The organism is Mycobacterium gordonae (genome assembly GCF_017086405.1).
Classification (GTDB): Bacteria; Actinomycetota; Actinomycetes; order Mycobacteriales; family Mycobacteriaceae; genus Mycobacterium; species Mycobacterium gordonae_D.
This window is the reverse complement of sequence record NZ_CP070973.1, coordinates 4,325,269-4,337,968: the sequence shown is the minus strand read 5'-3', so window position 1 is coordinate 4,337,968 and position 12,700 is coordinate 4,325,269. Positions and strand designations below refer to the sequence as shown.

General features: G+C 68.0%; 9 protein-coding genes. 8 read left to right on the top strand and 1 reads right to left on the bottom strand.

The window, feature by feature from the left end:
• Nucleotides 1–102: 102 nt before the first annotated feature.
• The 7 genes from JX552_RS33745 to JX552_RS18485 all read left to right on the top strand — a co-directional run bounded on the left by JX552_RS33745 (nt 103) and on the right by JX552_RS18485 (nt 10,086).
• A complete protein-coding gene (locus tag JX552_RS33745; RefSeq protein ID WP_346779282.1) occupies nt 103–381 on the top strand; it encodes a PGRS repeat-containing protein in 279 nt (92 codons plus the stop codon).
• Between the two features lie 275 nt (nt 382–656).
• Nucleotides 657–2,216, top strand: coding sequence for an alpha/beta hydrolase (locus JX552_RS18510; RefSeq protein WP_205873425.1), 1,560 nt, complete (start codon nt 657–659; stop codon nt 2,214–2,216).
• An 82-nt stretch (nt 2,217–2,298) separates the two neighbouring features.
• Nucleotides 2,299–3,861 (top strand): alpha/beta hydrolase, encoded by a 1,563-nt coding sequence (locus tag JX552_RS18505; protein WP_205878535.1) that lies wholly within the window; start codon nt 2,299–2,301, stop codon nt 3,859–3,861.
• Nucleotides 3,862–3,939: 78 nt separating this feature from the next.
• A complete protein-coding gene (locus JX552_RS18500) occupies nt 3,940–5,280 on the top strand; it encodes a glutamine synthetase family protein (protein ID WP_205873424.1) in 1,341 nt (446 codons plus the stop codon).
• Between the two features lie 374 nt (nt 5,281–5,654).
• Nucleotides 5,655–8,579, top strand: a complete 2,925-nt coding sequence (locus JX552_RS18495) for a bifunctional [glutamine synthetase] adenylyltransferase/[glutamine synthetase]-adenylyl-L-tyrosine phosphorylase (RefSeq protein WP_241011173.1) — start codon at nt 5,655–5,657, stop codon at nt 8,577–8,579.
• On the top strand, nt 8,576–9,229 hold the full coding sequence (locus JX552_RS18490; protein WP_205873422.1) for a PaaI family thioesterase: 654 nt from the start codon (nt 8,576–8,578) through the stop codon (nt 9,227–9,229). The genes JX552_RS18495 and JX552_RS18490 overlap by 4 nt, the downstream gene beginning before the upstream one ends.
• Nucleotides 9,226–10,086: a TIGR03619 family F420-dependent LLM class oxidoreductase gene (locus JX552_RS18485; RefSeq protein ID WP_205873421.1), complete on the top strand. Its 861-nt coding sequence runs from the start codon at nt 9,226–9,228 to the stop codon at nt 10,084–10,086. Before JX552_RS18490 ends, JX552_RS18485 begins: the two co-directional genes overlap by 4 nt.
• Nucleotides 10,087–10,328: 242 nt before the next feature.
• On the opposite strand, the gene JX552_RS18480 is transcribed toward JX552_RS18485, so the two are convergent.
• Nucleotides 10,329–11,222: a class I SAM-dependent methyltransferase gene (locus JX552_RS18480; RefSeq protein ID WP_205873420.1), complete on the bottom strand. Its 894-nt coding sequence runs from the start codon at nt 11,220–11,222 to the stop codon at nt 10,329–10,331.
• Nucleotides 11,223–11,302: 80 nt separating this feature from the next.
• On the opposite strand from JX552_RS18480, the gene pdxR reads away from it, so the two are divergent.
• Entirely contained in the window at nt 11,303–12,688 is a 1,386-nt protein-coding gene (gene pdxR, locus JX552_RS18475) for a MocR-like pyridoxine biosynthesis transcription factor PdxR (protein ID WP_205878534.1), read from the top strand.
• Nucleotides 12,689–12,700 lie beyond the last annotated feature (12 nt).

Genomic DNA, 12,700 nt, shown 5'->3' with positions numbered 1-12,700 from the left:
CGCCACGTCGCCGCAGCAGACGCTTGAGGAAGGCATTCTGGCGGCGATCGATGCGCCGACCAACCTGCTGCTCGGTCGTCCGTTGATCGGCGACGGCACCAATTGTGGACCGGGGCAGGCTGGTGGGGCAGGCGGCTTGCTCTGGGTAACGGCGGCACTGGCGGAGCGGGTGCGACAGCCGGTCAGGCGGGCGGGGCAGGGGGCGTGGCAGGGCTGTTCGGCAACGGTGGAGCGGGCGGGACCGGTGGTGTCGGCGCGAACGGCGGTTCCGGCGGATCCGCCCTGCTGTTCGGCAGTGGTGGTGCCGGCGGCGTCGTGCGGCCGGTGGTGTCGGCGGGGCCGGCGGCGCTGGGGGAGCCGGCGGATAGCTGGGCGGCTTAGGGGGAGCCGGCGGTCTCGGTACGGACCCGACGGGCGCCGGAGGTACCGGTGGAGCCAGCGGCACCGGTGGCGCCAGCCGGGCGCTGTTCGGTTGGGGCGGCGGCGCCGGGCCAGCGCGGTCAAAGTGTCGTCTCAGCAGGAGGGAACGGCCACTACGGGCGGCCCTGACACCACGTGGGCTCCGCAGCCGCAGCGCACTTACCGTGACGCGGATCGCGGCACGGTAAACGGGCGCTAACCTGCGTCTGAGGTCCGCTCTGGCAGCATATGGTGCCATGTGCCTGACTCGCCGCGACAAGTTCGCGCGCATGTTGCTGATCTGGACCGCGCTGTCCGCCGTGGTGCTGGTCCTGGCGGGCTGTGTGCGCGTCGTCGCCGGCAAGGCGCACATGGCCGAGCCGCGCCTGGGTCAGCCGGTGGTGTGGACACCGTGCCGTAGCTCGAATCCGAATGCAAAGATTCCCGGGCATGCCATGTGCGGCAAGCTCGCCGTGCCGGTCGACTACGACCATCCCGACGGTGACGTGGCGTCGCTGGCGCTGATCAGGTTCCCGGCCAGCGGCGAGAAGATCGGCTCGCTGGTCATCAATCCCGGGGGCCCCGGCGAGTCCGGCATCGAGGCCGCCCTCGGCGTATTCCAGAGCCTGCCTAAGCGGGTGCACGAGCGGTTCGACCTGGTCGGGTTCGACCCGCGCGGTGTCTCGAGCTCCCGGCCGGCGATCTGGTGCAACTCCGACGCCGACAACGACCGCCTGCGTGCCGAACCCCAGGTCGACTACAGCCAGGCCGGCGTCGCCCGGATGGAAAACGAGACCAAGCAGTTCGTGCAGCGCTGCGTGGACAAGATGGGCAAGAATTTCCTGGCCAATGTCGGAACCGTCAACGTTGCCAAGGACCTCGACGCCATCCGCAAGGCCCTGGGTGACGCGAAACTGACCTACCTGGGGTACTCGTACGGAACCCGCATCGGCTCGGCCTACGCCGAGGCTTTCCCGCAGAACGTGCGGTCGATGATCCTGGACGGTGCGGTGGACCCCAACGCCGACCCGATCGAGGCTGACTTGCGGCAGGCCAAGGGATTTCAGGACGCGTTCAACGACTATGCCGCTGACTGCGCCAAGGATTCGAGCTGCCCGCTGGGTGACGATCCGAACAAGGCCGTTGAGGCCTACCACAACCTGGTCGACCCGCTCGTCGACCCGGACAATCTGGCCGTGAGTAGGCCGGCGAAAACCAAGGATCCGCGCGGTCTGAGTTACAGCGACGCCATTGTCGGCACCATCATGGCGCTGTACTCACCGAACCTCTGGAATCACCTGACCGACGGTCTCAAGGAACTGGCCGACGAGCACCGCGGAGACACGATGCTCGCGCTGGCCGACATGTACATGCGCCGCGACTCCAAGGGGCACTACAACAACTCCACCGACGCCCGCGTGGCGATCAACTGCGTCGACCAGCCACCGGTCACCGATCGCGCCAAGGTCATCGACGAGGACCGCCGATCCCGCGAGTTGGCGCCGTTCATGAGCTACGGCAAGTTCACCGGCGACGCGCCGCTGGGAACCTGCGCGTTCTGGCCGGTGCCACCGACCAGTCGGCCGCACACCGTCTCCGCGCCGGGACTGGCGCCGACCGTCGTCGTGTCGACCACCCACGATCCGGCGACGCCGTATAAGGCGGGAGTGGACCTGGCCACTGAGCTGAAGGGCTCACTGCTCACCTACAACGGAACCCAGCACACGGTGGTGTTCCAGGGCGACAACTGCGTCGACGACTACATCACGTCGTACCTGATCAACGGGACCACGCCACCCAGCGGCGCAACCTGCTGACCCGACACGACGCGCCGCCCGTATCGATTAGTGACCAAGGCGTAATCGTTCCGCGTCCAACCCGGCAATTTGAAGTGAGACGATTTCGGCCATGTTGCGCCTGAGACTGGTGAGCTCGGCGCTGTTGTCGTCCGGACTGGTGCTCATGCAGTCAGCGGCACTCCCGCTCGCCGCCGCGACCCCCGAACCCGACACCGGCACCGGTCAGACCCAGGTCCCCGTGGCCGCCGTGACGCCACAAACGTGGGGTTCCTGCAACGGCTTCGTCGGCGACACCGCCGACATTCCCACCGCCCGCTGCACCACGGTGTCGGTACCCGTGGACTATGACAAACCCACTGGAGCACAGGCGAAGTTGGCGGTGATCCGCGTTCCGGCCTCCGGTCAGCGGATCGGCTCGCTACTGTTCAACCCGGGCGGGCCGGGCGCGTCGGCGGTCGACATGGTGGCCGGAATAGCCCCCGATCTGAAGAATTCCGAAATCGGCCAGCATTTCGACCTCGTCGGATTCGACCCCAGGGGCGTCGGGCATTCGACACCGTCATTGCGGTGCCGCTCTGACGCGGAATTCGACGCCTACCGCCGCGACCCGATGGTCGACTACAGCCCGACCGGGGTGGCCCGCATCGAACAGGTGTATCGGGAGATCGCCCAGCACTGCGCCGAACGGATGGGGCTGCCGTTCCTGGCCAACACCGGCACCGCGTCGGCCGCCCGCGACATGGACATGATCCGGCAGGCGCTGGGCGACGAACAGATCAACTACCTCGGGTACAGCTACGGCACCGAGCTGGGCACCGCCTATATGGAGCGGTTCGCGCCCCACGTGCGCGCCATGGTGCTCGACGGGGCCATCGACCCGACGATCGGACCGATCGACGAGACGGTCAACCAGATGGCCGGGTTTCAGACCGCTTTCAACGACTATGCGGCCGACTGCGCCAAGTCGACGGCCTGCCCGCTGGGCACCGACCCGGCCCAGTGGGTCACCCGTTACCACGCCCTGATCGACCCGCTGGCGGCCCGACCGGGCAAGACGTCCGACCCCCGCGGCCTGGGTTATGCCGACGCCACCACCGGCACCATCAACGCGCTCTACACGCCGCAGCACTGGAAATACCTGACTAGCGGACTGCTCGGACTGCAGCGGGGGACCGACGCGGGGGACCTGTTGTTGCTGGCCGACGACTACAACGGACGTGACAAACAGGGCCATTACGACAACGGTCAGGATGCGTTCAACGCGATCCGATGTGTCGACGCGCCGACGCCGACGGACGCCGCGGCGTGGGTTTCGGCCGATCAGCGGGTCCGGCAGGTGGCTCCCTTCCTGAGCTACGGGCAGTTCACCGGCGCTGCCCCCCGCGACATCTGCGCGCTGTGGCCGGTGCCGGCCACCTCGACGCCGCACGCCGCGTCGCCGGCCCCGCCGGGGAAGGTCGTCGTGGTCTCTACGACTCACGATCCGGCCACTCCCTACCAGGCCGGGGTGGATCTGGCCCGCCAACTGGGCGGCTCGCTGGTCTCCTTCGACGGCACCCAGCACACGGTCACGTTCGATGGCAACCAGTGCGTGGACACCGCGATCGTGCGCTACTTCGTGGATTTGACGTTGCCGCCGCCGAACCTGCGGTGCCAGGCCTGAGCATCCGCAACGTGCCTGGCCCCAACCTGGCTAAGCATCGGTAACACGGATTTAACAGATCGTGCCTAGTGTGCGGGTATGGATCGGCAGAAGGAATTCGTCCTCCGCACGCTGGAAGAGCGCGACATCCGTTTCGTCCGGCTGTGGTTCACGGATGTGCTCGGATTCCTCAAGTCGGTCGCGATAGCGCCGGCTGAACTCGAGGGCGCGTTCGAAGAGGGCATCGGCTTCGACGGGTCGTCCATCGAGGGCTTCGCGCGGGTGTCGGAGTCCGACACCGTCGCCCATCCTGACCCGTCGACGTTCCAGGTGCTGCCCTGGGCCACCAGGGCCGGCCACCACCACTCCGCGCGGATGTTCTGCGATATCACCATGCCGGACGGCTCGCCCTCGTGGGCGGATCCGCGCCATGTGCTGAGGCGTCAACTGCAGAAGGCTAACGACCTCGGCTTCTCCTGCTACGTGCACCCCGAGATCGAGTTCTTCTTGCTCAAGCCGGGTGAGCAGGACGGTACCGAGCCCGTTCCGATCGACAACGCCGGCTACTTCGACCAGGCGGTGCACGAGTCGGCCTCCAAGTTCCGCCGCCACGCCATCGAGGCGCTGGAGTTCATGGGGATCTCGGTGGAGTTCAGCCACCACGAGGGTGCACCCGGTCAGCAGGAGATCGACCTGCGGTTCGCCGACGCGCTGTCGATGGCCGACAACGTGATGACATTCCGGTACATCATGAAGGAGGTCGCGCTGGAGGAAGGGGTGCGGGCCACGTTCATGCCCAAGCCGTTCGGCCAGCACCCAGGTTCGGCGATGCACACCCACATGAGCCTGTTCGAAGGCGACGTCAACGCCTTCCATAGCGACGACGACCCGTTGCAGCTCTCCGAAGTCGGCAAGTCGTTCATCGCCGGGATCCTCGAGCACGCGTCGGAGATCAGCGCCGTCACCAACCAGTGGGTCAACTCCTACAAGCGGCTCGTCCACGGCGGCGAGGCGCCCACCGCCGCGTCCTGGGGCGCGGCCAACCGCTCGGCACTGGTGCGGGTGCCGATGTACACGCCGCACAAGACGTCCTCACGGCGGATCGAGGTGCGCAGCCCCGACTCGGCGTGTAACCCCTACCTGACCTTCGCGGTACTGCTGGCGGCCGGATTGCGTGGGGTGGAGAAGGGCTACGTGCTGGGCCCGCAGGCCGAGGACAACGTCTGGGACCTGACCCCCGAGGAACGCCGCACGATGGGCTATCGCGAGTTGCCGTCGAGTCTGGACAACGCGCTGCGAGCCATGGAGGTTTCGGAGCTGGTCGCGGAGGCGTTGGGGGAGCACGTCTTTGACTTCTTCCTGCGCAACAAGCGCACCGAATGGGAGAACTACCGCAGCCACGTCACGCCTTTCGAGCTGCGCTCCTACCTGTCGCTGTAGCCCGGGCGGCCAGCGCGCCGGAGCGGTTGCGCTACCGTCAGTATCGTGGGCGCCACTCCTCCTCATCGCTTCGCGATGCATCGTCGTCGGCGCGGCCTCGTGGGCGCCACTCCTCCTCATCGCTTCGCGATGCATCGTCGTCGGCGCGGCCTCGTGGGCGCCACTCCTCCTCATCGCTTCGCGATGCATCGTCGTCGGCGCGGCCTCGTGGGCGCCACTCGCCCCCGCAAGCGGGAGGTGCCCCCACCTCATCGCTTCGCCCCCTTCGCCGCTGCGCGGCTGGGGGTGTCCCCACTGCATTCTCGTCGGCGCGTGTCGTGACCAAACCCGCGACGCAGCGACCCAAGTTGCCCAGCGTCGGCCGGCTCGGATTGATGGATCCGCCGGCCGGCGACCGGCTGGCACAGCTGGGTTGGGATCGACATGACGACCAGGCGCACGTCGACATGCTCTGGTCGCTGTCGCGCGCTCCCGACGCCGACGCCGCACTGCGCGCGCTGGTCCGGCTCTCCGAGAATCCCGACACCGGCTGGGCGGAGCTGAACGCCGCGCTGCTCACCGAGCGCAGCCTGCGCGGGCGCTTGTTCGCCGTACTGGGTTCCTCGCTGGCGCTGGGCGACCACCTGATCGCCCACCCCCAGTCCTGGAAGTTGCTGCGCGGCAAGGTAAAGCTGCCCACTCGCGAACAGCTGCAACAGACCTTCACGCAGTGTGTGGAGGAATGCTCGGGCGCGCCGGGCACCATCGTGCACCGGTTGCGCGCGGTGTACCGCGACCAGTTGCTGGTGCTGGCGGCCCTGGATCTGGCTCCGACGGTCGAGGACGAGCCAGTGCTGCCGTTCGCTACGGTCGGCGCCCAGCTGGCCGACACCGCGGACGCCGCGCTGGTGGCGGCATTGCGGGTGGCCGAGAACTCGGTGTGCGGCGACCGCACGCCGCCCCGGCTGGCGATCATCGCGATGGGCAAATGCGGTGCCCGCGAACTGAACTACGTCAGCGACGTCGACGTGATCTTCGTCGGCGAGCGCGCCGACGCGATCACCACCCGGGTGGCCAGCGAAATGATGCGGCTGGCGTCGTCGGCGTTCTTCGAGGTGGACGCGGCGCTGCGCCCGGAGGGCCGACATGGCGAGCTGGTTCGCACGGTGGAATCACACGTTGCCTACTACCAGCGGTGGGCGAAAACGTGGGAGTTCCAGGCGCTGATGAAAGCGCGGGCCGCGGTCGGTGACGCCGAGCTCGGGCGGCGCTACCTCGAGGCATTGACGCCGATGGTCTGGACCGCGTGCGAGCGCGAGGATTTCGTGACCGAGGTGCAGGCCATGCGGCGCCGGGTCGAGCAGCTGGTGCCCGCTGACATCCGCGGGCGCGAACTCAAACTCGGTAGCGGTGGCCTGCGTGATGTGGAGTTCGCCGCGCAGCTGCTGCAGCTCGTGCACGGCCGCGGTGACGAGTCGCTACACGTCGCATCGACGGTGGACGCGCTCGCCGCGTTGGGCGAGGGCGGCTATATCGGGCGCGAGGACGCGGCGAATATGATCGCCTCCTACGAGTTCCTGCGTCTACTCGAGCATCGACTGCAGCTGCAGCGCCTCAAGCGCACCCACCTGCTGCCCGAGCCCGACGACGAAGAGGCGGTGCGCTGGCTGGCGCGCGCCGCGCACATCCGTCCGGACGGTCGCCACGACGCGGCCGGGGTGTTGCGGGAGGAACTCAAGCACCAGAACGTCCGGGTGTCCCGCCTGCACTCCAAGCTGTTTTATCAGCCGCTGCTGGAGTCGGTCGGCCCCGCTGGACTGCAGATCGTCGGCGGCCGCATGACGCCGGAGGCGGCGGAGCGGCAGCTGGCCGCGCTGGGGTACGAAGGCCCGCAGACTGCGCTGAAGCACATGGCGGCGCTGGTCAACCACAGCGGCCGGCGTGGCCGCGTGCAGGCGGTGCTGCTGCCGCGGCTGCTGGACTGGCTGTCCTACGCCCCCGATCCCGACACCGGGCTGCTTGCCTACCGCCGACTCAGCGAAGCCCTGTCCGCGCAGAGCTGGTACCTGGCTACGCTGCGCGACCAGCCGACCGTGGCCAAGCGACTCATGCACGTGCTGGGCACCTCGGCCTACGTGCCGGACCTGCTGATGCGGGCACCCGAGGTCATCCAGAACTACGGCGACCGGCCGTCCGGGCCTATGTTGCTGGAGGCCGAACCCGCCGCGGTGGCCCGGGCGCTGGTCGCGTCGGCCGGGCGTCACGCCGATCCGGTCCGGGCCATTGCCGCGGCGCGGACCCTGCGTCGTCGCGAACTGGCGCGGGTGGGGTCTGCGGATCTGCTGGGCATGCTCGAGCTCACTGACGTCTGTGCGGCGCTGACCTCCATCTGGGTGGCCGTATTGCAGGCCGCACTGGACGTAACCATCCGGGCCAATCTTCCGGAGGACGGGCGCGCCCCGGCGGAGATCGCGGTGATCGGTATGGGCCGCCTTGGAGGCGCCGAGCTGGGCTACGGCTCGGACGCCGACGTGATGTTCGTCTGCGAGACTGCGAACGGCGCCGACGACGCCCACGCGGTCAAATGGGCGAACACCATCGCCGAGCAGGTCAGAAAGCAATTGGGCCAGCCCAGCGTCGACCCGCCGCTAGAGGTCGACGCCAACCTGCGGCCGGAGGGGCGTAACGGTCCACTGGTTCGGACGCTGGCCTCTTATGAGGCGTATTACGCGCAATGGGCGCAGCCTTGGGAGATCCAGGCCCTACTGCGTGCGCACGCGGTGGCCGGCGACCCGGTGCTGGGTGAGCGCTTCCTGTTGATGGTCGACAAGACCCGTTACCCGCCCAACGGTGTCTCGGCCGAGGCCGTGCACGAGATCCGCCGCATCAAGGCGCGAATCGAATCCGAGCGGCTCCCGCGCGGCGCCGACCCCAACACCCATACCAAGCTGGGCCGTGGGGGACTGGCCGACATCGAATGGACCGTGCAGTTGCTGCAGTTGCGGCACGCCCACGAGATTGAGGCCCTGCACAACACCTCGACGCTGCAGTCCCTGGACGTCATCGCGGAAACGGGTCTGGTGGACCAGGAGGAGGTCGACCTGCTACGCCAGGCTTGGCTGACCGCCACCCGGGCCCGCAACGCCCTGGTCCTGGTCCGCGGTAAGCCGACCGACCAGTTACCCGGTCCGGGGCGTCAACTCAACGCGGTCGCGGTCGCCGCGGGCTGGCACAACGACGACGGCGGGGAGTTCCTGGACAATTATCTTCGGGTGACGAGGCGGGCAAAAGCGGTGGTGCGCAAGGTGTTCGGAAGTTGACCCAGGATGCCGGTGCGCTGGGCGCCCAGTTCGAGGTGTTGAGCGCCGTCGATGCCGATCGGGTGACCGCGCTTTACGCGCCGCTGGCCGACGCCGTCCGCGATCTCATCGACGCGACCGTCCGCACCGAGGTCGACGACGACACCGTTGCGTACGCGCGAGGCGCGATCGAGCAGGTTACTCAGGCGCTGCGGCAGCGCACCCGGCCGGTTGGGATGAGCTACCGAGTCGACGACCGTCCCCTGCCGCTCGGCAACGCGGTCGTCGGCGCATGCAATCCCGTCGCCCCACCGTTGGTCGTGCACCACGACGGCGGAGGGCGGTGCTGGGCCGACTTCGTGCTCGGCTCGGCCTATGAGGGGCCGCCGAAGCTGGTGCACGGCGGCGTCAGTGCGCTCGTGCTCGACCACATGCTGGGCGAGGCGGCCAGCGAGGCGCTGTCCAGGGCGCGGTTCACCGGGACGATCACGGTCAAGTATCTGCGTGGCACGCCCCTGGGTCCGCTGCGCTCGGAAGCCTGGATAGACCGCAGGGAGGGCGTCAAAGTGTTTGCACGCGGCTTCATTTCGGATGCTCGCGGGATCACCGTGGAATCCGAAGGGGTTTTCATCGAGCCCTCCTGGGTGCGGGAGGGTGGGAACGGGCGGTGAAGTTCTACGTCAGCAGCGCCTTCCTGAACACCCGGGAGATCATCGAGATCGCCAAGGCGGCAGACGTACTCGGTTACGACGGGCTCGGGATACCAGACCACGTCGTCAACCTGGAGACGCTGCAGACGCCTTACCCGTACACCAAGGACGGGTCGCGTCGGTGGCAGCCGTTCACCGACTGGCCCGATCCGTGGGTGCTCGTCGGTGCGCTGGCACAGGTCACTACGCGGCTCAAGTTCGTCACCACGGTCTACATTCCGGCTATGCGCAATCCTTATTCAGCGGCGAAAGCGATTGGCACCGCTGCTTTTTTGGCGTCGGGCCGGATCGAGCTCGGCATCGGCGTGGGGTGGTGCCGCGAGGAGTTCGAGCTGATGGGGGAGCAGTTTGCGGCTCGCGGCAAGCGCACTGAGGAAATGATCGACCTGATGCGGAAGCTGTGGTCACCGGGCTGGACCGAATTCGACGGCGCCTTCTATCAGGCGCCGCGCCTGGAGATGCAGCCCACGCCGCCACCGATTCCGGTCTACGTGGGTGGGCTCAGTGACATCGCACTGCGCCGCGCGGCCCGCTACGACGGCTGGATCGGGGACCTGATCAAGACCGAGCACGCGATCGAGGCGGTCGCTAAGCTTCGGCAGTTGCGCGCCGAAAAGGGCTTGTCCATGGAAGATTTCACCGTCCTGACGCCGCTGACCGACGCGTTCACCAGCGCGGACTATCGGCGTGCCGAGGAGGCGGGCATCACCGGCATCATCACCATGCCGTGGATGTTCTACGCCGGGCCGGATGCGACCCTGGCCGAGAAGATCGACGGGCTGCGGCGCTTCCGCAAGGACCTCGCGCTCGACGGCTGAGGTCGTACGCGATACAGCCCGCACGGCGTTCACGGTCGTTCTCACTGTTAGAGAAGCGCGCGACTACCGTGCGCTCGACGCTCGGAGTGACCGGTGCCGGCGTCTTGATCATTTCGATGAAGCGGGAAGGCCTCAGCGCGCGCTTCGTGGGCCTCGGGCGCCTGGTCGGATCGCCGAGGTGGTCGACGGGACATTGGTGCGGACGTTGCGCTGTCTCATCGCACATCGCCAGGATGCGGAAGTCAGCGCCGATAGGCGGTCGCCACCGCCAACCAGTCGTCGGCGGCCAGCTTGCTCTTGTCGGTCGGGTCGTAGCGACTCAACAGTGCGGCGACGCCCAGGTGTTCGGCAGGCTGAAAACCATGGGCCACCAGGACGGCATCGAGTTCGCGCTCGGTGAAGTCGCTGCGATAGGGCTCTCCGCGTCGGGCCACCAGCCGGGTGATGCGGTTGGCGCCCGGCCACGGTGCCCGGACCGCGACCACACCGTCGCGGATGTAGTCGACCACCAGTCGGCTTCCCGGCGCGCAAAGTTGCGTGAGGTCGCTCAGCGTCGCGTCGATGGCGTCGTGGGTGAGGTACATGCTGACGCCGAGCCAGCTGATGAGACTGGGCCGGGCCGGGTCGAATCCGGCATCGAGCAGCCGGTCGTACAACCTGTCGCGCTCGAAGTCGCATGGCACCCAGACGGTTTGGGCATGTGATGCGAGCCGCTCGACCACCGGGCGTTTGTGCGCCTGAGTAGCGGGCGCATCCACCTCGAACACCGTCAGTGCCGCATCGGCGATGCGCAGGCTGGAGGTGTCGAAGCCGGCGCCGAGCAGCACCAGTTGGTCGACACCCGCTTGGATGGCTGCGGCGTAGGCATCGTCCGCATAGCGCACCCGCAGCGCGATGTGAGCGTGCAGCCCACCCCAGACTCGGTCGAAGACCCGCAGCGCGGCATCGGCCGACCACGGGTGAGACAGGACGGCCCGCAGTGCGGGGTGTTCGACGAAGTAGCGAGACTGTGGGTCGTCGATGAGTCGGCGGTCGGGTGGGCGCATGGATTCTGCGGCGCGCTGCGCCGCGTTGACCTGTGCCGTCAGACTTGCCGTCTGGTCGAGACGCCTGTGCGTTGCGGTGGGGACCGTCATGGTTCCGACTTTACGAAGAAATCAGTTCATCGATAAGGTCCAATTCGATGGCTGTTTCATGGACCAGTGAGCCCGGCGGGCTGGATCTCCACCTGGAGCTCCCGCCCGGCCGGGGACGCCGGGTCGCACTGGAAAGTGCTTTGCGACAAGCTATCCGGGAAGGACGGCTGGCTGCTGGGCAGTGCTTGCCGTCATCGCGGGCGCTGGCCGCGCAATTCGAGCTGGCCCGCGGAACCGTCGTGGAGGTGTACTCGCAGCTCGTGGCCGAGGGCTATCTGCGGACCCGGCCGGGCGCGGCAACCGAGGTGGCGCAGGGGCCCTCGACGCCGGCCCGGGTCAACGCCCCCCGGGCCGCACCGCGCGTCGTCGCCGACTTCCGGCTGGGCCGTCCCGACCTGAGCATGTTCCCCCGCCAGGAATGGCTGCGTGCGCTGCGGCGGGCTCTGCACGTCACCGCACACGCCGAACTCGGCCCGGCCGACCCGCGCGGGTCGCCGCGGCTGCGCACGGTGCTCGCCGACTATCTGGGCCGGGTACGCGGCGTGCTCACCAGCAGTGAACACATCGTGATCTGTGGTGGCTTCACCCAAGGCATGCGGCTGATGTGCGACGTGCTGGCCGCCGGCGCGGCTGGATCGATCGCGCTGGAAAACCCGTGCCTTCCCGACCACCGGGCCATCGCCGAATCGGCCGGGCTCAGCGTCCATCCGCTGGATGTCGACAGCGGCGGCGCCCAGCCGGACCGATGGCCGGCACCGGCGGCCGCGGCACTGCTCACCCCGGCGCATCAAGCGCCATTGGGGATGACATTGGATGCCCAGCGCCGCACCGCATTCACCCGGGTCGCTGCGGCACGGGCCGGGTATCTGATCGAAGATGACTACGACGGGGAGTTTCGGTACGACCGCCATCCCGTTGGCGCGCTACAGGGCTTGGCGCCCGAGCAGGTCGTCTATGCGGGCAGTGCCAGCAAGAGCCTGGCTCCCGGTTTGCGGCTGGGCTGGCTGGCCCTGCCCACCGATTTGGTCGAGCGGGTGATCGAAGCCAAGCGGCGGGCCGACCGGGGCACGGATGTGTTGGCGCAGTTGGCATTTGCAGAGCTGATCGAGTCGGGGGCCTTGGACCGGCAGGTCCGACGGATGCGGCGCCGCTACCGCGACCGCCGCGACGCGCTGGTGGAAACGCTGGATCGTTGTGCGCCGGGCGTTTCGGTTCAAGGGGTTTCTGCCGGACTACACGCCGTGGTCTCGTTGCCTGGGGACCGTACTGAGGCCGATGTTGTGGAGCTGGCCCGCCAACGCAAGATCGCCCTGACCGGTCTGGCCCCGTTCTGGCACGGAACAGGCCCGCGCACGAACGGGATCGTGGTCGGTTACGGGACACCGGCAGAGCAAGAATACCCAAGAGCATTAGCCCATTTCGGCCAATTCATGAAAGCTGCGACGCAAAGCGTCTGGCCGGATTAGAGGGTATCAGCG

Coding starts and splice junctions, on each gene's coding strand:
- JX552_RS18510 (WP_205873425.1), top strand. CDS start 657: ATGTGCCTGACTCGCCGCGACAAGTTCGCGCGCATGTTGCTGATCTGG.
- JX552_RS18500 (WP_205873424.1), top strand. CDS start 3,940: ATGGATCGGCAGAAGGAATTCGTCCTCCGCACGCTGGAAGAGCGCGAC.
- JX552_RS18495 (WP_241011173.1), top strand. CDS start 5,655: ATGGATCCGCCGGCCGGCGACCGGCTGGCACAGCTGGGTTGGGATCGA.
- JX552_RS18480 (WP_205873420.1), bottom strand. CDS start 11,222: ATGACGGTCCCCACCGCAACGCACAGGCGTCTCGACCAGACGGCAAGT.